We start from the raw sequence: 20,225 nt of genomic DNA, 5'->3' as shown, positions 1-20,225 counted from the left end.
ATGTCCCGTATCGGGCGCATCGAGCGCACCACCAAGGAGACCTCGGTCCTGGTCGAGATCGATCTCGACGGCACCGGCAAGACCGACATCTCCACGGGCGTGGGGTTCTACGACCACATGCTCGACCAGCTGGGCCGCCACGGCCTCTTCGACCTCACCGTGAAGACCGAGGGCGACCTGCACATCGACACCCACCACACGATCGAGGACACCGCCCTCGCGTTGGGCGCGGCGTTCAAGCAGGCGCTCGGCGACAAGGTCGGCATCTACCGCTTCGGCAACTGCACGGTCCCGCTGGACGAGTCGCTGGCCCAGGTCACCGTGGACCTGTCCGGCCGCCCGTACCTGGTGCACACCGAGCCGGAGTCGATGGCGCCGATGATCGGCTCGTACGACGTGACGATGACCCGGCACATCTTCGAGTCCTTCGTCGCGCAGGCCCAGATAGCGCTGCACATCCACGTGCCGTACGGGCGCAACGCCCACCACATCGTGGAGTGCCAGTTCAAGGCGCTCGCGCGGGCGCTGCGTTACGCCGCCGAGTTCGACCCGCGCGCGGCCGGCATCCTCCCCTCGACCAAGGGCGCACTGTGAGCAGCTCGACCATCCTGATCGCCGTCGGCCTCTTCCTCGGGGCCGGGGTGTACTCGTTCTGGAAGCAGAAGCTGCCCAAGGGCGTCATCGCCGTCCTCGGCATCGGCTCGGTGCTCTGCCTCGCCGCCGGCGCCCTGCGCCTCTAGCGCCTCTCGCTTCTTTTAGTTACGGAGTCCCTTCATGGCCAAGAACGTTGTGGTCTTCGACTACGGATCCGGCAACCTGCGCTCCGCCCAGCGCGCGGTGGAGCGGACCGGCGCGAACGTCACCGTCAGCTCCGACTTCCAGCAGGCGCTGGACGCGGACGGACTGCTGGTGCCGGGCGTCGGCGCCTTCGAGGCCTGCATGCGCGGGCTGCGCGCGGTGCGCGGCGAGCAGATCATCGGACGGCGGCTGGCCGGCGGCCGTCCGGTGCTCGGGATCTGCGTCGGCATGCAGATCCTCTTCGAGCGCGGCGTCGAGCACGGAGTGGAGACGGCGGGCTGCGACGAGTGGCCCGGCACCGTCGAGCCGCTGGACGCGCCGATCGTCCCGCACATGGGCTGGAACACCGTCGACACGCCCGAGGGCAGCCGGCTCTTCGCGGGCCTGGACCCCGAGACCCGCTTCTACTTCGTGCACTCCTACGGCGTGCGCCGCTGGGAGCTGGAGTCCAACAACGCGCGGCTGAACGCCCCGCTGGTCAGCTGGACCACGCACGGGCAGCCGTTCGTCGCGGCCGTCGAGAACGGGCCGCTGTGGGCGACCCAGTTCCATCCGGAGAAGTCCGGCGACGCCGGCGCCGCGCTGCTGACCAACTGGGTCGACACGCTGTGATGCCCGTTCTCGCTCTCTGCGAATTTTCTCTCAACCCTCCCTGCTGCCAGGAAAGTTGCCTGCCATGAGCCGCCTCGAACTGCTGCCCGCCGTCGACGTCCGGGACGGCCAGGCCGTGCGCCTGGTCAAGGGCGCCTCCGGCACCGAGACTTCCTTCGGTGAGCCCCTCGCGGCCGCTCTCGCCTGGCAGAACGCCGGCGCCGAGTGGCTGCACCTGGTCGACCTCGACGCCGCCTTCGGCACCGGCAGCAACCGCGAGCTGCTGCGCGAGGTGACCGCCGCGCTGGACATCAAGGTCGAGCTCTCCGGCGGCATCCGCGACGACGCGTCGCTCGCCGCCGCGCTGGCCACCGGCTGCACCCGGGTCAACCTGGGCACCGCCGCGCTGGAGAGCCCGGAGTGGGTCGCCAAGGTGATCGCCGAGCACGGCGACAAGATCGCGGTCGGCCTGGACGTGGTCGGCACCACCCTGCGCGGCCGCGGCTGGACCCGTGACGGCGGCGACCTGTTCGAGGTGCTGGCCCGCCTCGACTCCGAGGGCTGCGCCCGCTACGTCGTCACCGACGTCAACCGCGACGGCACCCTGACCGGCCCCAACCTGCAGCTGCTGCGCGACGTCTGCGCCGCCACCGACAAGCCCGTGGTCGCCAGCGGCGGGGTCTCCTCGCTCGACGACCTGCGCGCGATCGCCACCCTGGTGCCGGAAGGTGTCGAGGGTTCGATTGTGGGCAAGGCCCTCTACGAGCAGAAGTTCACCCTCGAAGAGGCCCTGGAGGCCATGTCGTGACAGACCCTCGGATCGTGCGTGGCAGGGTCGCCGGATTCTCCCCCTGGGAGGAGCAGTTCGGCTACTCGCGGGCGGTCGCCGCCGGTGACTACGTCCATGTCTCGGGCTCCACGGCCTGGGTGGACGGGAAGATCGAGCACGAGGGCGACCCCTACCGGCAGACGCTCTCCGCCTTCGGCGTCGGCCTCACGGCGCTGGCCACGTACGGTCTGACCGCGGCGGACGTGATCCGCACGCGGATGTACATCACCCACGTCCGGGACGCCGACGAGGTCGGCCGCGCCCACAAGCAGCTGTTCGACGCGGGCCGGCCCGCCGCGACCATGGTCGTGGTGGACGGCCTGATCGACTCCCGGATGATGGTCGAGATCGAACTCGACGCCCACCGCGTCGGTTTGGCCGACTGGCTGGCCAACTCCCTGGAAGGTACTGGTAGATGACCCTCGCGGTCCGAGTGATCCCCTGTCTGGACGTCGACGCGGGCCGGGTGGTCAAGGGCGTCAACTTCCAGAACCTGCGCGACGCCGGCGACCCGGTCGAGATGGCCAAGCTCTACGACGCCGAGGGCGCCGACGAGTTGACGTTCCTCGACATCACCGCCTCGTCCGGCTCCCGGGAGACCACCTATGACGTGGTGCGCCGCACCGCCGAGCAGGTCTTCATCCCGCTGACGGTGGGCGGCGGCATCCGCGCCGTCGAGGACGTCGACAAGCTGCTGCGGGCCGGCGCCGACAAGGTCGGCGTCAACACCGCGGCGATCGCCCGCCCCGAGCTGATCCGCGAGATCGCTCAGCGCTTCGGCCGCCAGGTGCTGGTGCTCTCGGTCGACGCGCGGCGCTGCCCGCCCGGTACCGAGACCGCCTCCGGCTACGAGGTCACCACGCACGGCGGTCGGCAGGGCACCGGCCTGGACGCCGTCGAATGGGCGGGCCGGGCAGCCGAGTTGGGCGCGGGGGAGATCCTGCTCAACTCGATGGACGCGGACGGCACCAAGGACGGCTACGACCTGGAGATGATCCGCGCGGTGCGGGCGGCGGTCGCCGTCCCGGTGATCGCCTCGGGCGGCGCGGGCAAGCTCGGCGACTTCGCGCCGGCGGTGGACGCGGGTGCGGACGCGGTGCTGGCGGCGTCCGTCTTCCACTTCGGCGACCTGCGGATCGGCGAGGTCAAGGCGGCCCTGCGGGAGAGCGGGCACCCGGTGCGGTAGCGGTGTAAATGCGTTGCTGCGGTGTCGGTGCTGCTGGAAGGCTTCCGGCCATGTCCTCCAGCACCGCATCCGTCGCCGGCCTCTTCTCCGCCGCCGGGCGCCTGAGCGCGATTCCGCGCAAGTCGGCCCGCCGCGAGCAGTTGCTCACCCACCTCGCCGAGACCCTCTTCGAGCCGGGCCGCACGTACGGCGAGGCCGAGGTCAACGACGCCCTGCGCACGGTCCACGACGACTGCTCGGCCCTGCGCCGCTACCTCGTGGAGGCCGGGAAGCTGAGCCGCACGAGGGACGGCAGCAGCTACCAGCGGGTGGCGCCGCTCACACAGGGATGATCTCGACGCCCTGTTCCAGTCCTTTGAAGTCGCCAGCGTTTCGGGTGAAGAGCGGGAGGCCGTGCGCGGCCGCCGTGGCGGCGATCATCAGATCTATCCGACGGGGCCGGGGATCACGCTTGGCCTTGACGGTGAGTGCGACCAGGGTGCCGAATCTGCGGGCGGCCTCCCGATCGAAGGGCAAGGCCGCGAATGCTGCTTCGACGTCCGCCAGGCGCTGGGCTCGCGCCATCATCTCGGCTGGATCCCGCGTCATGGCCACGCCCTGCGCCAGCTCTGCCAGGACGATTGAGGAGACGGCTGCCTCCACGGGAAGGAAGCCGGGATCGATGTCCTGCAAATCGATGATCACGCAGGTATCCAGCAGTCCTCGCGGCGCCCTGCCGGTCATCCGCGCTCCCATGGGTTGTCATCGTCGCTGATGAGGTCGTCGGCGCCGAAGAACTCGTCGGCCTCCGCGCGCATCCCGGCAGCATCGACCTTCGGCGCATGGCGCCACTTCCGCTGGAGCTCGTCCACGGGGACGAAGCGGCGCCGGGCGCTTAGCGGGCGCACCTCGGCAATCTCGGTGCCATTGCGAGTGATGTGGTAGGTCTCGCCTGCCTCGACGTCGTCGAGCACCGCCTTGGAGCGCGCGGTCAGCTCCCGCTGGGTGATGGTCTTCATGACTTCAGCGTAGCGCGCTGTAATGCACTGTGCTACGGGATCGCGGCGATTGCCGGGTCGGGGTGGGTCATGGGTGCCCGGTTGCGGGCGAGCGATGCTCCGCGGGGCGTTACTGGGGGAGCGGGGGTGTCAGGGATCTGTCAGTGGGGCGTCAGCTGCTGCTGGCAATATCTTCCTTGTGAACGGGACGGGAAACCGGACCGGGAGCATGGATAGGTGCCCGGAGTGGTTTATCGGGGACCAGGGCTTCGGTTCTGGTCGGGTCTTTGTGGCCTTCGCAGGTTCGAATCCTGCCCTCTCCGCCGAGAGTTGAGGCCGCCGAAAAAAGTTGACTGCTCGCGGCGGCCTCCGGGGTCCCCTGTGCGCCGGAGGCCGTCGCGTGCGTCGTGCGGTCAGTCGTTGCGGGCGACTTCGGGGCCGGTGATCCGGCGCAGCAGCGGCAGGGTGGACGCGATGACCCCGAGCGAGGCGGCCAGCCCGAGTGTGGTGATCACGTAGTACTCGACGCCCGGCGCCCGCACCGAGTAGCCGAACTGCGCCTGCAGGAACAGCTGCGCGGACAGGAACCCCATCCCGATCGCCACCACGGAGACCACCAGCAGCGGTACCGCGCTCTCCAGCAGGACGATCCGCCGCAGCACCCCGAGCCGTACGCCGGTCAGCCGCAGCAGGCTGAACGGACGTTTGCGGTCGCTCAGGCCGCCGGCCACGCTCACCGCGAGGCTGCAGCCGGCGATCGGGAAGCTGACGACGATCACCACGTCGGCCAACCGCTGGTACAGGGCCAGCTCCGAGTACTGCCAGTTGCGTTCCTCGCTGATGGTCGTCGGCGGGCGCTCGGTGGGATAGGCGTTCGCGAGCGCGGTACGTGCCTGCTCGGTCGCCGTCACCGATCCGTCCGTGGCCACCACGATCTCCTGGACGGGCAGGCTCTGGAGCTGCTCGGCGGAGATGGCGGCGGCGGGCCAGAGCGCGGGCCAGTCCCCCGGATCGAAGCCGATGTTCTCGAAGTGTGGGGCGACCGACGCCGCCTCGGCCCCGGCCGGGCACACGCTGAACGCCGGCGTGCTGGCGAGCTGGGCGCAGGACGCCAGGCCGGCGACCCAGGGCTTCACCCCCGGCGGGAGCTTGCCCTCGCTGGGGTCGATGGTGCCCAGCGGGTTGGTGCGGATCTCCGTCACGCCCTGGATTCCTGGGATCGCGCGCAACTGCGCCAGTGCCGTGTCCGTGAGCGGGGCCAGGGCCCCGATCGGCTGACGGTCGGGGGAGAGGCCGTGGGTGAAGTCGTCGACCAGGCTGGTGCTGACCGCCTCGCTGCCCTTCGGCAGATGGCGCTCGGCGACCAGCGAGGTGATGATGCCGACTGCCCCGCTGGTGATGCAGAGGGCGAGGATCAGCCCGCTGACCGCCCGGAAGCCCGCTCGGGGGTCGTCCGAGAGCCGGCGCCCGGCGACCAGCAGGGCCGGCCGGCGCGCGTGGCTGGCCATCAGCCGGGCTCCGGCCATGGTCAGCCACGGTCCGGCGATGACCAGCCCGCCCAGCACCAGCAGGATTCCCGGCACAAAGGCCTGGATCTGGCCGGTGGTGGTCTTGGGGTCCCGGCCGACGAAGTACGCCAGCTCGGCGATTCCCGCGGCCAGCGGGATCACCCGGTAGGCCCGGGGCGGGCGCGGGGTGACCTTGCGGGTCACGCCCAGCGGGGAGATCTGCACCCGGCGCAGGGCGATCCGGGCGGAGAGTGCTGCGGCCACCGGGACGCCGACCACGACCAGCAGGAGGTTGGCCGGGCTGAGGGACAGGTCGCTGGTGAAGAACCGGTCGGGGGTGAAGCTGGTCGCCGACATGACGGGGCGGATCAGGAAGAACACCCCCAGACCGGCGACCATGCCGACCACCGCGGCGACCGTCGACTCGACGGCCGAGATCATCGAGATCTGCTTGGGCGTGGCGCCCACCAGCCGCATCGCGGCGAAGCGCTGTTCGCGGCGGGTTGCCGAGAGCCGGGTCGCCGTCCCGATCAGGATGACCACCGGGAAGATCAGCGCGACCGCCACGACCGAGAGGATCAGGTCCACCCCGTTGGCCTTGGTGCCGACCACGCAGTCGGAGCACTGGCTGGGTGGGGTGGCCAGGATCGAGGTGACCTGGTGGGCCTGGCGGTTGTTCGCGAGCTCGTCGGGGCGGTTCCCGATCACGATGACCAGCGAATTGGGCCCGGGCAGCGCGGAGTTGCCGATCGTGCCGACCTGGTGGCCCGGGTAGCGGTCCGCGAGCTCGGCGGCCGGGGTGGTGGCCATCAGCTTGCCGAGGGCCGGCGAGGCGTAGAACTGGCCGGGCGCCGGCAGGAACGGGATACCCGGCGGAACCGGCGCGTGCGGGCCGGTGGCCGCTATGTCGATCCGGGCAATGACCTTGCCGTTGAAGGTGTCGGCCCGGAGCAGCCACCACAGCGGGTCCGCGCTGGACGAGGCCGGGGTGGCCGCCGCTCCGGTGTTGAGCCAGGCGTAGCGGCTGTTCTGGGTGGTGGTGGCATTGAGCGCGGCCAGGGTGCTGAGCAGCAGGCCGACGCCGAGCGCGACGGCGGCGGCGATGATCGCCAGGCGGGCGGCGGCGTCGCGGCCGCCCGCGAGGGTGAGGCGCAGTCCGAGTCGGATCACGGGGCGGTCCCGGCGGGGGTGCGTCCGGGGGCTCGTCCTGCGCCGAGCGCGGTGGCTTTGCCGTCGCGCACCACGACCTCGCGGTCGGCGCAGGCGGCGACCCGGGGTTCATGGGTGACGATGACGACGGTGGTGCCCTGCTCGCGGGCGGCCGTGACCAGCAGGTCCATGACCTGCTCGCCAGTGAGCGAGTCGAGCGAGCCGGTGGGCTCGTCGGCGAACAGGACGTCGGGGCGGGCCACCAACCCGCGGGCCAGCGCCACGCGTTGGGCCTGCCCGCCGGAGAGTTCACCGGATCGCCTGCTCTCCAGGCCGTCCAGCCCGAGGCGGCCGAACCAGCCGCGGGCCTCGCTGAGGGCGGCGGCGCGGCGGGCACCACCCAGCAGCAGCGGCAGGGCGACGTTCTCCTCGGCGGTCAACTCGGGGACGAGCTGGCCGAATTGGAAGACGAACCCGAAGCGGTCGCGGCGCAGCGCGCTGCGCTCGGTCTCGCGCAGGGTGTCGATCCGGCGGCCGTCGAAGTGGATCTCGCCGCTGTCGGGGGTGAGGATGCCCGCCAGGCAGTGCAGCAGGGTCGACTTGCCCGAGCCGCTGGGACCCATGATGGCGACGATCTCGCCGGCGGCGACGGAGAGGTCGGCGCCGCGCAGAGCCGGGGTCTGACCGAAGGACAGCTCGACGTCGCGGGCCTCGATGAGGGCTTCGCCGGCGCTCATGGGCGGACCTCTGCTGCCAGCTGGCCGAGCCGGGCGGAGGTGAGGTCGATCCAGCGCAGGTCGGCTTCGAGGTGGAAGAGGCCGTGGTCGGCGAGCAGGCGGTCGACCAGCGGGCCGTTGCGCTTGATCTCGGTGAGCTCGCGCATCCGCTGCAGGTGGGCGGCGCGCTGGGTGTCGAGGTAGGCGTCGGCGTCGCGTCCGAGCATCAGCGCGAGGACGACCTTGGTGAACAGCACGGTCTGCAGGTGGGGTTCGGCTTGGACGGGCTCGGTGAGCCAGGTCTCGACCTCGGTGACGCCGAGTTCGGTGATGACGTAGCGCTTGCGGTCGGGGCCGTCGCCGGGCTCGGCCTCGCCGGCCACCACCTTTCCGTCGCGGGCCAGTCGGCCCAGGGTCGAGTAGACCTGCCCGAACGGCAGTGGCTTGCCTCGGCCGAAGTAGGCGTCGTAGTCGCGCTTGAGGTCGTAGCCGTGGCTCGGTTCGCGTTCGAGTAACCCGAGGAGGGCGAGAGGAACTGTCATAACCGAGTGTCTACACTGAGTGTGTACTCCGGGTCAATACGCACCTGATCGGCCAGCGGGCCTGCTGGAGCGGCGAGATGAGAGTGCGTCAGCAGGGATCGGCGGCGACTGCGGTGACTGCGGGTTACCATGACATCACGGTAGGTCAGTGGTGCGCGGTGCCCGAGGGAGTGGGGAGATGTCCAGGCAGACCGGGGACGATGCCGGTTGGCCGGTTCGGGTCCCGATCGGCTACCGGGTGGGTCGGTACGAGGTGGTGTCGCCGATCGCGCACGGGAGTTGGGGCAGTGTGTACGCCGGGCGGCGGCTCGATGGCGGCCAACCGGCTGAGGTGGCGGTCAAGTTCCTGCCCGCCCGGCGCGGCACGCCCGGCCAGCTGGGCGCGTTGGCGGACGTGGTCGGGCGCGAGCTGGCGGCGGCCGGGCGCTGGCAGCACCCGAACCTGGTCCGTACCCACGAGGCGCTGACCGTGCTGGATCCGGGTGCGCCCGGGGTGGACGGCAGTCTGGCGATCGTGATGGACCTGGCCGCCGCCAGCCTGGCGGACCGGCTGCGCGCCGCCGAGCCCGGGCGGCCGCCGGCCGACGCCCGGCGGATCCTGGCCGGGATCGCGGCCGGGCTCGGCCATCTGCACGAGGCCGGCTGGCTGCACGGCGACCTCAAGCCCGCCAATGTCCTGCTGGCCGCCGACGGCACCGCCCGGCTGGCCGACTTCGGGCTCGCCGCCGAGCTGGACGGCACCCACGCCTACCTCCCGCAGTTCGGCAGCACCGACTACCTGCCGCCCGAGCGCTGGACCGAGCACAGCACGGCGGCGGGCAGCCCGGTCCGCCCGAGTGCGGACCTGTGGGCCTTCGGTGTCACCGCGCACCTGGTCCTCAGCGGCGGCCGCTACCCGTTCCCCGGTGCCACCCACCAGACCCGGCTGGCCGCGGTGCTGGCGTACGCGCGGGGTGCCGAGCCGCTCCGGCTCGCCGAGCAACTGCCGGACGGCTGGCGGGAGATCATCGCCGACTGCCTGGCCCCCGACCATGCCCGGCGCGGTCGCCACTCGGCCCGCAGCCTGCGCGAGCGGATCGCCGCACTCCCGACGGAGGCGGGCCGGCCGGCCGACGTCCGGGCCGGACCGCCGGCGCCCGCCCCGCACGCCGGACCGGGGACGCGGCCGCCGGCGCGCGGCCGCCGCAGCGGGTGGGCGGTCCAGGCCGGCCGCCTCGCGGCACTGGCGCTGCTGCTCGCTGCGCTGGCCGCTGCTTCCGGTCCGCCGATCGGCAGTTGGGTCAGCGGTGGTGAGCTGCGCGCGGATGCGGCCATCCCGGCCGCGTACCGCCCGATCATCGAGAACGCCGCGCACTCCTTCGACCGCGCGGCCGTCACCCCGGCGCTGATCGCCGCGATCCTGGCCACCCAGAGCGGCTTCGACCCGACCGCCGTCGGCACCGGCGTGGACGGCTCCCCCGAGTACGGCATCGCCGGCTGGACACCCCGGGTCTACCAGGGCTACGCGGTGGATGCCCGCGGCGACGGCCACCCCAGCTACCTCGACCCGGCCGACGCCATCTACGCCCTTGCCAATCAACTGACCTGGGAGGACGGACAGTTGTCCACGCGCCCGGGCGACCGCGCGCTGCAGCTGGCGGCCGGTTACCACACCAGCCTCTGGTACGTCCGCGGCACCGGCTGCTGCGGCCCGAGGAACGCCGACTACGTCGCCCAGGTCCGCCGCTACCTCGACCGGTTCACCGACCCGCACGACGGCCGACCACCAGGAGCCGAGCCATGACGGACCACCCGGCGCACACCGTGCTCATCCAGCCGCCCGAGCTGCCCGGCCGCCCCCGCGCGCCGCTGGTCGAGCTGGGACCCGGCCAACTCGCGCTCTTCGGACGGGCGGTGGCGGACGGGCCGACCGGAGTGGAGATCGCCGATCCGGCCGTCTCCCGGGTGGCCGGGGAGATCCGCGCGGTCGACGACCACTGGCTGCTCTCCAACCTCAGCCGGGACACCACCTACGTGGTGGAGAACCCCGAGGGCGGCGGCGAGTACCTCAAGCTGGCCCCGCGGCGGCTCGGCGCCCCGGTGCCGTTCGAGTTCGGGCGGATCCTGGTGCCTTCCTCGGACGGCTTCGTCGGCCTCAACGTCTATGCTCCGCAGCACCGTTACGCCGACCAGCAGCACCCGGACGGCGGCGCCGCGTGCGGCGAGCCGACCTGCCGGCTGTTCGCACTGGACGAGAGCGCGAAGTACTTCCTGGTGCTCGTCGCGCTCTGCGAGCCGCGCCTGCGGGACGTGCCGCGCCCGGTGGTCCCGACGGCCAGCCAGATCGCCGAGCGGCTGCGCGCGCTGCCGCACTGCGCGGACCTCAACCGGTCGGCGGTCAACTTCCACCTGGACTACCTCGCCGGGCACAAGCTGCGGCTGCGTCCGGGCCAGGGGGATCCGGTGGCGGGGACGGCGTGGAAGCGCGAGGCGCTGGCCGCCCTCGCGCTGCGGATCGACCTGGTGCGTGAGGAGCACCTGGCGCTGCTGCCCTCGTTGCGCCGGGGCGGGCCGCCCCCGGCGTCCGCAATGCCCCCGCCACCCTGACGCCCGTCAGGTTCCGCGGTCGCGGGCCCGGCGGCAGAGTGGATCCCGTTCCGGCCGGAATGCACCACCGCCGCAAGGCAGACCGAACGCGAGAACGCACGGAACAGGAGTGACTGATGGGCAAGTTGAATCGACGACTGGCGGGCCTGGGGATCAGCGCGGTGCTGGGCGCCGCGACCCTGCTGGCCCCGGCCGCCGCCGCGCACGCGGCCCCGGCGGACAGCGGCTGCACCGCCCGCAGCGACGGCAAGTTCGACTGCAACGTCTGGACGTACGCGCCGTCCTACTTCGTCAACAACGTCGCCACCGGCGGTGGACTGCACGCCGGAGTGAACTACTTCTACTGCCAGGCCAAGGGATCGGAGTACCACCTCGACAGCTACCAGAACAACTGGTGGGCGCTGACCGACGACGACAACGGCAACAAGTCGGTCTGGGTGAACGTGGTCTACCTCTCCGGCGGGTCCAACGACCAGCCGGAGCCGGGCCTGAAGACCTGCTGACAGAAGCTGTCATCGGTCACCCGTCAGTCCGATGACAGCGGCAGCGGCAGGCGGGCGTTCAGGGCGGCCACCGCCTCGGCCGGCCCCTCGACGGTGAGCCGCGCCTGCGCCCCGCGCCCGAACGCGAAGAGCAGCAGCTCACCCGGCTCGCCCGCCAACTGAACGGTCAGCGGCTTGCGTTGGCCAACCGTCAGAAACCGCCCGTCCGGCCTGCGCAGCAGCAGCCGGACGGGCGTGCGGCGTCCGGCCTCGAACCGGGCGAGCAGCGGCAGCCGCTTCCACAGCGCCTCCTCCAGCGCCGGAGCCGGCGCCTGCGGCTCCCACGGCACGGCCCGCCGGACGTCTTCGGCGTGCACGAAGTACTCAACGGTGTTCGCGGCCTCGTCCGCGCCCGGCAGCGCGAAGAACGACAGCCTCGGCGGGCCGCCCCGGAACTCCCGCACCAACTCCTCGTACGGCCGCCGCGCGTACCCGTCCTGGACCCGCCGGGTCCACCCCGCGAACGGCTTCAGCTGGATGCCGGGACCCGCGTCCGGCCGCCGCTCGCGCAGCAGCAGGTGAGCGGCCAACTCGCGGGTGCGCCAGCCCGCGCAGAGCGTCGGCGCGTCCGGGCCGGCCGCGGCCAGCAGTTCGGCCAGCCGGTGCCGTTCGGTGCGGGCGTGGTTCGACATGCCGTCAGGCTACCGCCGGACAGCCGGTCTGCATCCAGGCTCTCACGGTCCCTGGTAGCCCTTCAGATGGCCGGTGAGCTTGCTGCCGCCCTGCACGTCCGAGCCGGCCAGCGTGCAGGTGGCATCCCGCATCCCCTGGTTGTAGTAGGCGAGGTACGGACCGATCGGGAAGCTGTACCAGTGGCCACCGCCCTGCCGGGCCGTCCAGTCGTCGACGAACGGCTGGCAGGCCTTGAGCAGCGCCTGGCCGATCTGGCTGTCCTTGGTCAGCCCGTCCGGCAGCACCGGGTTTGCTATCGCCTCGCCGTCGTGCGGCTGCGCGCACGGGTGCGCCTCGGCCCTGGTGATCCCCTTGCTGAGCTGCGGGTGGTCGATGCAGGTCCCCGCCGGGAAGTACGGGTACGGCAGCACCTTGGTGGGACTGGGGGAGGGCGAGGCCGTCGGGGACGGCGGCGGGGGCGCCGCGGCGACCGGCTTGTGCTTCGCCGGCCAGAGCAGCACGGCGGTCACCGCCGCAACGGCCACCAGCAGCACCCCGGCGAGCGCGAGCACCCGCCGCCGGCCCCCGGTCGGTCGGGACGCCGGGGGAGGCGTCGCGTCAGTCGGCGAGGGCAGCGGCGGCGAGGGCGGTTCGGAGCTCATGGCGACAGAATCCCGCAGCGGCGCGCCCCCCGTGGCAGCTTTCGGCGAGATCGTCCGGCTCGACTGCCGGACAGCGCCGGTTCGCACGGCTCCGCTCCTGCCACAATGTCCGCATGTCATCCGTACCGCCTCCGACCCCCGCCGCCCCCGGCAGCACCGCCCTCGACCCGGCCGTCGCCGCCCGCCTCAAGCGCACCGCCGACGGACTGCTGCCCGCTGTGGCGCAGCAGTACGACACCGGCGAGGTGCTGATGCTCGGCTGGATGGACGACGAGGCGCTGCATCGCACGCTGACCACCGGCCGCTGCACCTACTGGAGCCGCAGCCGCAACGAGTACTGGGTCAAGGGCGACACCTCCGGCCACCTCCAGCACGTCAAGTCGGTGGCGCTGGACTGCGACGGGGACACCCTGCTGGTCCAGGTCGACCAGGTCGGCGCCGCCTGCCACACCGGCGCGCGGACCTGCTTCGACGAAGACGTCCTGCTGCCCCGCTGACCCCGCACCCACCCCCTCCCCCTCCCGTCGCAGAGAATCGGTGCTCCTTCCATGGACCTTGAGGCCTTCCGCAAGCTCGCCGTCGACACGCGGGTCATCCCGGTCACCCGCCGGCTCCTGGCGGACGGCCTCACACCGATCGGGCTCTACCGCAGCCTGGCGGCCGAGCGCCCCGGCACCTTCCTGCTCGAATCGGCCGAGCAGGGCCGCAGTTGGTCGCGCTACTCGTTCGTCGGCGTACGCTGCGCCGCCACCCTGACCGCCGACCCGGACGGCAGCGCCCGCTGGCACGGCACCCCGCCGGTGGGCATCCCGACCAGCGGCGACCCGCTGCAGGTGCTGCGCGCGACCGTCGAGGCGCTGCACACCCCACGCCACGACGACGACGGCCTGCCGCCGCTCACCGGCGGCCTGGTCGGCTATCTCGGCTACGACGTCGTGCGCCGCCTGGAGAAGTTGCCCGAGCTCACCCCGGACGACCTCAAGCTCCCCGAGCTGACCATGCTGCTCGCCACCGACCTCGCGGTACTCGACCACGTCGACGGCACTGTGCTGCTGATCGCCAACGCGGTCAACCACAACGACCTGGCCAGCGGCGTCGACGAGGCCTACACCGACGCCGTCGCCCGCCTGGACGCGATGGAGGCCGAGCTGCGCAAGCCGGTCGACCCGGGCCTGGCCACCTTTACCCCCACCGCGGTCGACGCCCACTCGCCCTTCGGCGGGGCGCCGTACCAGGCCGCCGTCGAGCTGGTGAAGGAGCGGATCCGGGCCGGCGAGGCGTTCCAGGTGGTCCCCTCGCAGCGCTTCGAGGCGCCCTGCCCGGCCTCCGCGCTGGACGTCTACCGCGTGCTGCGCACCACCAACCCCAGCCCGTACATGTACCTGTTCCGCTTCCCCGGCCACGACGGCGCCGCCGAGGGCGGCTTCGACGTGGTCGGCTCCAGCCCGGAGGCGCTGGTCAAGGTGACGGGCGGTCAGGCGATGGTGCACCCCATCGCGGGCACCCGGCACCGCGGCGCGACCCCGCAGGAGGACGCCGAGCTCGCCGCCGAGCTGCTCGCCGACCCCAAGGAGCGCGCCGAGCACCTGATGCTGGTCGACCTCGGCCGCAACGACCTGGGCCGGGTGTGCACGCCGGGCAGTGTCGGGGTGGTCGACTTCATGTCCGTCGAGCGCTACAGCCATGTGATGCACATCGTCTCCACGGTGACCGGCGAGGTGGCCGCGGGTCGGACGGCCTTCGACGTGCTGACCGCCTGCTTCCCGGCCGGCACCCTCTCCGGTGCCCCCAAGCCGCGCGCGATGCGGATCATCGAGGAGCTGGAGCCCACCCGCCGTGGCCTGTACGGCGGCTGCGTCGGCTACCTCGACTTCGCCGGCGACTCCGACACCGCGATCGCCATCCGCACCGCCGTGCTGCGCGACGGCACCGCCTACGTCCAGGCCGGCGCCGGCGTGGTCGCCGACTCCGACCCGGTCAGCGAGGACACCGAGTGCCGCAACAAGGCCGCCGCCGTCCTGCGCGCGATCGCCACGGCCAACACCCTTCGCACGCCCAGCTAGGGACCGTCCGCGGCGCGCGGCAGCGGCTGCGGGGACAGGCCCGGTGCGAGCTTCGCGGTGCGGGCGGGGGATAGTGGAGCGGTGACCGAGATCCCGCCGCCCCGTACCTCGCCCGCCCCAGCCCCCGCAGCCGCTGCCGCCTCCTCGCGGCGCAGTCTCGCGCTGATGCTGCTGCTGACCGTGCTGGGCGCCGTGCTGGTGCTGACGGCGGTCGGGCGGACCTGGGCGCAGGGACGGGTCAGCGGGCAGCTGGCGGTGAGTGCGACCGGGAGTGAGATCTCCGGGCTGCCCGGGGCGCTGGCGCTGGTCGGGCTGGCCTCGGCGGTGGCCGTCTTCGCGGTGCGCGGGGCCGGCCGGATCGCGGTGGGCGCGCTGGTGGCGCTGGCGGGCCTGGGCGCCGCGGTCTCGGCCGCGCTGGGTGCCGGTGACACCACCACCGTCGACGCCACCGCGGCCACCAAGCTCGGCCTGCTGGGCACCACGGCCGATCACGTCACGCACTCCGGCTGGCCCTGGGTCGCCCTGGTCGGCGCCCTGCTGCTGGCCGGCGCGGGCCTGCTCACCGCGCTGCGCGGCCGGGCCTGGCCCACCATGGGCACCCGCTACGACGCCCCCGCCGCCGCGAAGCCCCGCCGCCCGGCCGCCGGCGCCGCGGACACGCCCGCGGACTTCTGGAAGGCCCTGGACCGCGGCGAGGACCCCACCGCGAGCTGAAGACGGGGTGGGTGACCGCTCTCACTCGGACCCGGCTTTGGGGCTGCGATAAGTGTCCGCAACAATGGAGGGTGAAATCCGCCGGGCCCGGTCGGGGCGAAGTCCCGCACCACCTGGCCGGAACCCCGGTAGGACCGTAGAGCCAAGGAGCACCTTCACAATGTCGGCAGCATCGCACGGACACACCGTCGCCGCCTGGACCGGTTCGGCCATCGCCTTCGCCGGCTTCTGCGTCAGCGGCGCCGCCATGATCATGGAATCAGTGCCGCTCTTCTGGGCCGGCATGGTCGTCATCGTGGCCGCGGGCGTGGTCGGCAAGGCGATGGCGATGGCCGGCATGGGCAAGCAGCCCAACCCGGCGGTCGAGGCCCTCAAGGCCGAGGCGCGCGAGATCCGCAAGGCCGAGACCGCCGCGGCCGGCGCCGTCGCCTGACGCCACTGACACCACCACTGACGCCATCCGCGCCAGTCGGGACGCTCCCACGGACCGGGGCGCGCAGGGTCACCGACCCCGCGCGCCCCGGTCCGCGCGTTTTGCGAAGACGCTTCGCGCGCCCCTGCGGTGCGCCGTGCGCCCCCGTCACCCGCGCGGCGTGACACGGCACCCGCCCGGCCGGGGCACAATCATCGGCGTGACCGCCTCCCGCACCTCCGGCGCGGAGTTCTCCGCCCTCCGCCGGCTCGCCCGCCCCTTCACGGCACTGGGCGCCGTCGCCCTGCCGACCCTCTACATCTCGGCCGTCGACCCGAACCGGCCCGGCCACTACCCGACCTGCCCCTTCCTGCAGGCCACCGGCTGGTGGTGCCCGGGCTGCGGCGGACTGCGCTGTGTGCACGCGCTCAGCCGCGGCGACCTGACGGCCGCCTGCCACGACAACCTGCTCGCGGTCGCGCTCTTCGCCGTGCTCGGCGTGCTGTGGGTGCGCTGGGCCTGGGCGGCGCTCACCGACGGCGTGCCGCCGCGGATCGCCTTCGGGCTGCGCGGGACGGTGGCGCTGCTCGCGCTGCTGCTGGCCTTCACGGTCTTCCGCAACCTCCCGGGCGGAGCCGGCCTGGCGCCCCCGCGGGTCTGACACCCCCGCCCGCCCGCCATACCGCGCGGACCGCGCTGATCTGCGAGATAGCCGCCCGCCGCGGTGCCACCGTGCGGTCCGCTCCGCGAGACGCGCGCCGGGCGGATGCGCCCCGTGCGCCCCGGTGCCGATACCATCGAGTTGCCAACGGGGGCGCGGCACTATCGGATCTCACCGATCCGGGCGACTCGCAGCCGTGGCTTTCGACGTGCGTGTCATGGCGTGTTGCGTCCTGGCGTGATGCGTCCCTAACAGGTGCGACGGTGCCGGCAGTACGGCTCGCCCGCACCGCTGATCGCATCTTCCGGCTAGCAGATTGATGGGGGCGCCCGCGTGAGCGTGCTCGACGAGATCATCGACGGGGTCCGTGCGGACCTCGCTGAGCGGCAGGCCCGAGTCTCCCTGGACGAGCTCAAGGACCTGGCCGCCAAGGCCCGCGACGCCAAGGACGGCGTGGCCGCCCTGCGCGGCGAGGGCGTCCGGGTGATCTGCGAGGTCAAGCGCTCCAGCCCGTCCAAGGGCGCGCTCGCGGCGATCGCCGACCCGGCCGCGCTGGCCGCTGACTACGCCGCCGGCGGCGCCGCCGCGATCAGCGTGCTCACCGAGCAGCGCCGCTTCGGCGGCTCGCTGGCCGACCTGGACGCCGTCCGGGCGGCGGTGGACACCCCGCTGCTGCGCAAGGACTTCATCGTCACCGCCTACCAGCTCTGGGAGGCCCGCGCGCACGGCGCCGACCTGGCCCTGCTGATCGTCGCGGCGCTCGACCAGCCGGCTCTCGTCTCGCTGATCGAGCGGGCCGAGTCGATCGGGCTCACCCCGCTGGTCGAGGTGCACGACGAGGAGGAGATCGCCCGGGCGGTCGACGCCGGGGCGCGGATCATCGGCGTCAACGCGCGCAACCTGAAGACCCTCGAGGTGGACCGCAACACCTTCGGCAACGTGGTGGACGCCATCCCGGCGCACATCGTCAAGGTCGCCGAGTCCGGCGTGCGCGGCCCGCACGACCTGATCGCGTACGCCAACCTGGGCGCGGACGCCGTCCTGGTCGGCGAGTCGCTGGTGACCGGCAAGGACCCGAAGGCCGCCGTCGCCGACCTGGTCGCGGCCGGCGCCCACCCGGCGCTGCGCAACAACGGGCGGGGCTGACCTCCGCCATGAGTGCCCGCCTCGCCCCCGGCTGCCGCCCGCGCGGCTGCCGCGCGCCCGCACGCCGGGTGCTGGGGCGGCGGGTGCGGTATGTGATCGGCTGCGAGCCGGGTCAGGTGCCGGGCCGTCGATGGCGCAGGACGCACGGCTGAGACCAGCCGTTCCGTCGCTGTTCACCGTTCGCCCGTCATCGATCAAGGATTCCGCATGTCTACCCACGGACAGCCCCAAGTCCCCGACGCCCGGGGTTACTTCGGCGCGTACGGCGGCCGCTTCATCCCGGAGGCGCTGGTCGCCGCCGTCGAGCAGGTCGCCGACGAGTACGAGAAGGCCAAGAACGACCCGGCCTTCACCGCCGAGCTGGACCTGCTGCTCAAGGACTACACCGGCCGCCCCAGCGCGCTCACCGACGTCGAGCGCTTCTCCGCGCAGGCCGGCGGCGCGCGGGTGCTGCTCAAGCGCGAGGACCTCAACCACACCGGCTCGCACAAGATCAACAACGTTCTCGGCCAGGCGCTGCTGACCCGCCGGATGGGCAAGACCCGGATCATCGCGGAGACCGGCGCCGGCCAGCACGGCGTGGCCACCGCCACCGCCTGCGCGCTCTTCGGCTTCGACTGCACGATCTACATGGGCGAGGTCGACACCGAGCGCCAGGCGCTCAACGTGGCCCGGATGCGGATGCTCGGCGCCGAGGTGATCGCCGTCAAGTCCGGCAGCCGCACGCTCAAGGACGCCATCAACGAGGCGTTCCGCGACTGGGTCGCCAACGTCGACAGCACCCACTACCTGTTCGGCACGGTCGCCGGCCCGCACCCCTTCCCGGCGATGGTCCGCGACTTCCACCGGGTGATCGGCATCGAGGCCCGCCGCCAGGTGCTGGAGCGCACCGGCCGGCTGCCGGACGCCGTGGTCGCCTGCGTGGGCGGCGGCTCCAACGCGATCGGCATCTTCCACGAGTTCATCCCGGACGCGGGGGTGCGCCTGATCGGCTGCGAGGCGGCCGGCGAGGGCGTCGAGACCCCGCGCCACGCGGCCACCCTGACCAAGGGCGAGCCCGGCGTCCTGCACGGCGCGCGCAGCTACGTGCTGCAGGACGAGGACGGCCAGACCATCGAGAGCCACTCGATCTCGGCCGGCCTCGACTACCCCGGCATCGGCCCCGAGCACGCCTGGCTGAAGGACACCGGCCGGGCCGAGTACCGCCCGGTCACCGACGACGAGGCGATGCAGGCGCTGCGCCTGCTCTCGCGCACCGAGGGCATCATCCCGGCCATCGAGAGCGCCCACGCGCTGGCCGGCGCGCTGGTGCTGGGCCGCGAGCTCGGCCCGGAGGCGATCCTGCTGGTCAACCTCTCCGGCCGCGGCGACAAGGACATGCACACCGCCGCGCAGTACTTCGGCCTCTACGACAGCGAGGGCAAGTGACCGTGAGCGAGCGAAGCGAGCGAACAATTCAGAAGGCGCGTATGAGCGAAGCGCCTGCCGAGCGAAGCGAGGCGGCCGCATGAGCTCCAACATGAGCTCCAACATGAGCTCCAACATGAGCTCCAAGCTGAGCACCGTGCTGGCCGCCGCCAAGGCCGAGGACCGCGCCGCGCTGATCGGCTACCTGCCGGCCGGCTTCCCGAGCGTCGAGGGCGGGATCAAGGCGGTCCGCGCGTTGATCGAGGGCGGCTGCGACATCGTCGAGGTCGGCCTGCCGCACTCCGACCCGGTGCTTGACGGCCCGACCATCCAGACCGCGGACGACATCGCGCTGCGCGGCGGTGTCCGGATCAAGGACGTGCTGCGCACCGTCCACGAGGTGGCCGCCGACACCGAGGCCGCCGTGCTGGTCATGACGTACTGGAACCCGGTGGACCGCTACGGCGTCGCCCGGTTCGCCGCCGACCTGGCCGCCGCCGGGGGAGCGGGCGTGATCCTGCCGGACCTCCCGGTCGAGGAGTCCGAGGAGTGGCGCAAGGCGGCCGGCGAGCACGGGCTCGACACCGTCTTCGTGGTCGCACCCAGCAGCAAGGACAAGCGGCTGGCCGAGGTCACCGCGGCCGGCAGCGGTTTCGTCTACGCCGCCGCCGTGATGGGCGTGACCGGCAGCCGGGCCCAGGTCGGCAGCATGGCCGAGGACCTGGTGGCCCGCACCCGGGCCACCACGGACCTGCCGGTCTGCGTGGGCCTCGGCGTCTCGACCGCCGCGCAGGCCACCGAGGTGGCCGGCTTCGCGGACGGGGTGATCGTCGGGTCGGCCTTCGTCCAGCGGATCCTGGACGCGGACGGGGACGAGCCGGCCGCGCTGGCCGCGGTCCGCGCGCTCGCGGGCGAGCTCGCCGAGGGCGTCCGCCGCCGCTGAACCCGCACCACGACGGCCCGCCGCCCCCGCGATCTGGGGGTGGCGGGCCGTCGTCGTGCGCCCGCACTCCCCGTACGAGTGAATTCCGGCGCGTGGACGTGTCATCGGCACCAGCGGGGCGTTGGACAGCGCGCGAGTTGGGGATCCCTCCCTGGTGTCACTGTTCGTGCACTTCTCAACA

General features: G+C 72.7%; 25 protein-coding genes and 1 tRNA gene. 19 read left to right on the top strand and 7 right to left on the bottom strand.

Annotated elements, in window-relative coordinates:
- The 7 genes from hisB to P3T34_RS10860 all read left to right on the top strand — a co-directional run bounded on the left by hisB (position 1) and on the right by P3T34_RS10860 (position 3,736).
- Entirely contained in the window at positions 1-594 is a 594-nt protein-coding gene (gene hisB / locus P3T34_RS10890) for an imidazoleglycerol-phosphate dehydratase HisB (RefSeq protein WP_280665822.1), read from the top strand.
- Positions 591-740: a hypothetical protein gene (locus P3T34_RS10885; RefSeq protein WP_280665821.1), complete on the top strand. Its 150-nt coding sequence runs from the start codon at positions 591-593 to the stop codon at positions 738-740. Before hisB ends, P3T34_RS10885 begins: the two co-directional genes overlap by 4 nt.
- 34 nt (positions 741-774) lie before the next feature.
- Positions 775-1,410 (top strand): imidazole glycerol phosphate synthase subunit HisH, encoded by a 636-nt coding sequence (hisH, locus tag P3T34_RS10880; protein ID WP_280665820.1) that lies wholly within the window; start codon positions 775-777, stop codon positions 1,408-1,410.
- 64 nt (positions 1,411-1,474) lie between these two features.
- On the top strand, positions 1,475-2,197 hold the full coding sequence (gene priA, locus P3T34_RS10875; RefSeq protein WP_280665819.1) for a bifunctional 1-(5-phosphoribosyl)-5-((5-phosphoribosylamino)methylideneamino)imidazole-4-carboxamide isomerase/phosphoribosylanthranilate isomerase PriA: 723 nt from the start codon (positions 1,475-1,477) through the stop codon (positions 2,195-2,197).
- 14 nt (positions 2,198-2,211) lie between these two features.
- Positions 2,212-2,637: a RidA family protein gene (locus P3T34_RS10870; RefSeq protein ID WP_280665818.1), complete on the top strand. Its 426-nt coding sequence runs from the start codon at positions 2,212-2,214 to the stop codon at positions 2,635-2,637.
- Entirely contained in the window at positions 2,634-3,404 is a 771-nt protein-coding gene (gene hisF / locus P3T34_RS10865; RefSeq protein WP_280665817.1) for an imidazole glycerol phosphate synthase subunit HisF, read from the top strand. Before P3T34_RS10870 ends, hisF begins: the two co-directional genes overlap by 4 nt.
- Positions 3,405-3,454: 50 nt before the next feature.
- Positions 3,455-3,736: a DUF2087 domain-containing protein gene (locus P3T34_RS10860; protein ID WP_280665816.1), complete on the top strand. Its 282-nt coding sequence runs from the start codon at positions 3,455-3,457 to the stop codon at positions 3,734-3,736.
- Here P3T34_RS10860 and P3T34_RS10855 read toward each other — a convergent pair.
- Both P3T34_RS10855 and P3T34_RS10850 read right to left on the bottom strand, forming a co-directional pair.
- Positions 3,723-4,127 (bottom strand): type II toxin-antitoxin system VapC family toxin, encoded by a 405-nt coding sequence (locus P3T34_RS10855; protein ID WP_280665815.1) that lies wholly within the window; start codon positions 4,125-4,127, stop codon positions 3,723-3,725. The two genes, P3T34_RS10860 and P3T34_RS10855, sit on opposite strands and share 14 nt — an antisense overlap.
- Positions 4,124-4,402 carry a PhdYeFM domain-containing protein gene (locus tag P3T34_RS10850; RefSeq protein WP_280665814.1) on the bottom strand — a complete coding sequence of 93 codons (279 nt, stop codon included), beginning with the start codon at positions 4,400-4,402 and terminating at the stop codon, positions 4,124-4,126. The genes P3T34_RS10855 and P3T34_RS10850 overlap by 4 nt, the downstream gene beginning before the upstream one ends.
- 210 nt (positions 4,403-4,612) lie before the next feature.
- On the opposite strand from P3T34_RS10850, the gene P3T34_RS10845 reads away from it, so the two are divergent.
- Positions 4,613-4,704 (top strand) — tRNA-Arg (locus tag P3T34_RS10845).
- Positions 4,705-4,794: 90 nt separating this feature from the next.
- Here the strand turns inward: P3T34_RS10845 and P3T34_RS10840 are convergent.
- From P3T34_RS10840 to P3T34_RS10830, 3 genes are read right to left on the bottom strand one after another with little or no spacing between them, the layout of a single operon-like run.
- Positions 4,795-7,059: an FtsX-like permease family protein gene (locus P3T34_RS10840; RefSeq protein WP_280665813.1), complete on the bottom strand. Its 2,265-nt coding sequence runs from the start codon at positions 7,057-7,059 to the stop codon at positions 4,795-4,797.
- Positions 7,056-7,775 (bottom strand): ABC transporter ATP-binding protein, encoded by a 720-nt coding sequence (locus P3T34_RS10835; protein ID WP_280665812.1) that lies wholly within the window; start codon positions 7,773-7,775, stop codon positions 7,056-7,058. Before P3T34_RS10835 ends, P3T34_RS10840 begins: the two co-directional genes overlap by 4 nt.
- Positions 7,772-8,296, bottom strand: a complete 525-nt coding sequence (locus tag P3T34_RS10830; RefSeq protein ID WP_280665811.1) for a PadR family transcriptional regulator — start codon at positions 8,294-8,296, stop codon at positions 7,772-7,774. The genes P3T34_RS10835 and P3T34_RS10830 overlap by 4 nt, the downstream gene beginning before the upstream one ends.
- Positions 8,297-8,474: 178 nt before the next feature.
- Between P3T34_RS10830 and P3T34_RS10825 the strand changes: the two genes are divergently transcribed.
- The 3 genes from P3T34_RS10825 (at position 8,475) to P3T34_RS10815 (ending at position 11,385) form a co-directional block, all read left to right on the top strand.
- The gene (locus P3T34_RS10825; protein ID WP_280665810.1) at positions 8,475-10,079 is read left to right on the top strand and encodes a serine/threonine-protein kinase; all 1,605 of its coding nucleotides are present in this window, start codon (positions 8,475-8,477) and stop codon (positions 10,077-10,079) included.
- Positions 10,076-10,882 carry a serine/threonine protein kinase gene (locus P3T34_RS10820; RefSeq protein ID WP_280665809.1) on the top strand — a complete coding sequence of 269 codons (807 nt, stop codon included), beginning with the start codon at positions 10,076-10,078 and terminating at the stop codon, positions 10,880-10,882. Before P3T34_RS10825 ends, P3T34_RS10820 begins: the two co-directional genes overlap by 4 nt.
- Before the next feature lie 116 nt (positions 10,883-10,998).
- Complete coding sequence (locus P3T34_RS10815) at positions 10,999-11,385, top strand: hypothetical protein (protein ID WP_280665808.1); 387 nt, start codon at positions 10,999-11,001, stop codon at positions 11,383-11,385.
- Between the two features lie 23 nt (positions 11,386-11,408).
- Here the strand turns inward: P3T34_RS10815 and P3T34_RS10810 are convergent, their stop codons facing one another.
- Positions 11,409-12,056 carry a TIGR03085 family metal-binding protein gene (locus tag P3T34_RS10810; protein WP_280665807.1) on the bottom strand — a complete coding sequence of 216 codons (648 nt, stop codon included), beginning with the start codon at positions 12,054-12,056 and terminating at the stop codon, positions 11,409-11,411.
- 42 nt (positions 12,057-12,098) lie between these two features.
- Positions 12,099-12,698, bottom strand: coding sequence for a hypothetical protein (locus P3T34_RS10805; RefSeq protein ID WP_280665806.1), 600 nt, complete (start codon positions 12,696-12,698; stop codon positions 12,099-12,101).
- Between the two features lie 113 nt (positions 12,699-12,811).
- Here P3T34_RS10805 and hisI point away from each other — a divergent pair, with 113 nt between their 5' ends.
- The 8 genes from hisI (at position 12,812) to trpA (ending at position 20,044) form a co-directional block, all read left to right on the top strand.
- Positions 12,812-13,195, top strand: coding sequence for a phosphoribosyl-AMP cyclohydrolase (gene hisI / locus P3T34_RS10800; RefSeq protein ID WP_280665805.1), 384 nt, complete (start codon positions 12,812-12,814; stop codon positions 13,193-13,195).
- A gap of 51 nt (positions 13,196-13,246) precedes the next feature.
- Entirely contained in the window at positions 13,247-14,761 is a 1,515-nt protein-coding gene (locus tag P3T34_RS10795) for an anthranilate synthase component I (protein ID WP_280665804.1), read from the top strand.
- Between the two features lie 81 nt (positions 14,762-14,842).
- Positions 14,843-15,475 (top strand): TIGR02234 family membrane protein, encoded by a 633-nt coding sequence (locus P3T34_RS10790; RefSeq protein ID WP_280665803.1) that lies wholly within the window; start codon positions 14,843-14,845, stop codon positions 15,473-15,475.
- A 160-nt stretch (positions 15,476-15,635) separates the two neighbouring features.
- Entirely contained in the window at positions 15,636-15,908 is a 273-nt protein-coding gene (locus P3T34_RS10785) for an HGxxPAAW family protein (RefSeq protein ID WP_280665802.1), read from the top strand.
- A gap of 199 nt (positions 15,909-16,107) precedes the next feature.
- Positions 16,108-16,548 (top strand): DUF2752 domain-containing protein, encoded by a 441-nt coding sequence (locus tag P3T34_RS10780; RefSeq protein WP_280665801.1) that lies wholly within the window; start codon positions 16,108-16,110, stop codon positions 16,546-16,548.
- A 333-nt stretch (positions 16,549-16,881) separates the two neighbouring features.
- Positions 16,882-17,694 carry an indole-3-glycerol phosphate synthase TrpC gene (gene trpC / locus P3T34_RS10775; protein ID WP_280665800.1) on the top strand — a complete coding sequence of 271 codons (813 nt, stop codon included), beginning with the start codon at positions 16,882-16,884 and terminating at the stop codon, positions 17,692-17,694.
- Positions 17,695-17,901: 207 nt separating this feature from the next.
- Positions 17,902-19,122: a tryptophan synthase subunit beta gene (trpB, locus tag P3T34_RS10770; RefSeq protein ID WP_280665799.1), complete on the top strand. Its 1,221-nt coding sequence runs from the start codon at positions 17,902-17,904 to the stop codon at positions 19,120-19,122.
- A 103-nt stretch (positions 19,123-19,225) separates the two neighbouring features.
- Positions 19,226-20,044: a tryptophan synthase subunit alpha gene (gene trpA, locus P3T34_RS10765; protein ID WP_280671968.1), complete on the top strand. Its 819-nt coding sequence runs from the start codon at positions 19,226-19,228 to the stop codon at positions 20,042-20,044.
- The last annotated feature ends 181 nt before the right edge of the window (positions 20,045-20,225 follow it).

This window comes from Kitasatospora sp. MAP12-44 (genome assembly GCF_029892095.1).
Lineage (GTDB): Bacteria > Actinomycetota > Actinomycetes > Streptomycetales > Streptomycetaceae > Kitasatospora.
The sequence above is the reverse complement of the archived record's forward strand: the minus strand, read 5'-3'. Positions and strand labels throughout refer to the sequence as shown.

Bases quoted from the DNA above. Each gene is read 5' to 3' on its own strand.
- hisB (WP_280665822.1), top strand. From the start codon at position 1: ATGTCCCGTATCGGGCGCATCGAGCGCACCACCAAGGAGACCTCGGTC.
- hisH (WP_280665820.1), top strand. From the start codon at position 775: ATGGCCAAGAACGTTGTGGTCTTCGACTACGGATCCGGCAACCTGCGC.
- priA (WP_280665819.1), top strand. From the start codon at position 1,475: ATGAGCCGCCTCGAACTGCTGCCCGCCGTCGACGTCCGGGACGGCCAG.
- hisF (WP_280665817.1), top strand. From the start codon at position 2,634: ATGACCCTCGCGGTCCGAGTGATCCCCTGTCTGGACGTCGACGCGGGC.
- P3T34_RS10860 (WP_280665816.1), top strand. From the start codon at position 3,455: ATGTCCTCCAGCACCGCATCCGTCGCCGGCCTCTTCTCCGCCGCCGGG.
- P3T34_RS10855 (WP_280665815.1), bottom strand. From the start codon at position 4,127: ATGACCGGCAGGGCGCCGCGAGGACTGCTGGATACCTGCGTGATCATC.
- P3T34_RS10850 (WP_280665814.1), bottom strand. From the start codon at position 4,402: ATGAAGACCATCACCCAGCGGGAGCTGACCGCGCGCTCCAAGGCGGTG.
- P3T34_RS10835 (WP_280665812.1), bottom strand. From the start codon at position 7,775: ATGAGCGCCGGCGAAGCCCTCATCGAGGCCCGCGACGTCGAGCTGTCC.
- P3T34_RS10830 (WP_280665811.1), bottom strand. From the start codon at position 8,296: ATGACAGTTCCTCTCGCCCTCCTCGGGTTACTCGAACGCGAACCGAGC.
- P3T34_RS10825 (WP_280665810.1), top strand. From the start codon at position 8,475: ATGTCCAGGCAGACCGGGGACGATGCCGGTTGGCCGGTTCGGGTCCCG.
- P3T34_RS10820 (WP_280665809.1), top strand. From the start codon at position 10,076: ATGACGGACCACCCGGCGCACACCGTGCTCATCCAGCCGCCCGAGCTG.
- P3T34_RS10815 (WP_280665808.1), top strand. From the start codon at position 10,999: ATGGGCAAGTTGAATCGACGACTGGCGGGCCTGGGGATCAGCGCGGTG.
- P3T34_RS10810 (WP_280665807.1), bottom strand. From the start codon at position 12,056: ATGTCGAACCACGCCCGCACCGAACGGCACCGGCTGGCCGAACTGCTG.
- P3T34_RS10805 (WP_280665806.1), bottom strand. From the start codon at position 12,698: ATGAGCTCCGAACCGCCCTCGCCGCCGCTGCCCTCGCCGACTGACGCG.
- hisI (WP_280665805.1), top strand. From the start codon at position 12,812: ATGTCATCCGTACCGCCTCCGACCCCCGCCGCCCCCGGCAGCACCGCC.
- P3T34_RS10795 (WP_280665804.1), top strand. From the start codon at position 13,247: ATGGACCTTGAGGCCTTCCGCAAGCTCGCCGTCGACACGCGGGTCATC.
- P3T34_RS10785 (WP_280665802.1), top strand. From the start codon at position 15,636: ATGTCGGCAGCATCGCACGGACACACCGTCGCCGCCTGGACCGGTTCG.
- trpB (WP_280665799.1), top strand. From the start codon at position 17,902: ATGTCTACCCACGGACAGCCCCAAGTCCCCGACGCCCGGGGTTACTTC.
- trpA (WP_280671968.1), top strand. From the start codon at position 19,226: ATGAGCTCCAACATGAGCTCCAAGCTGAGCACCGTGCTGGCCGCCGCC.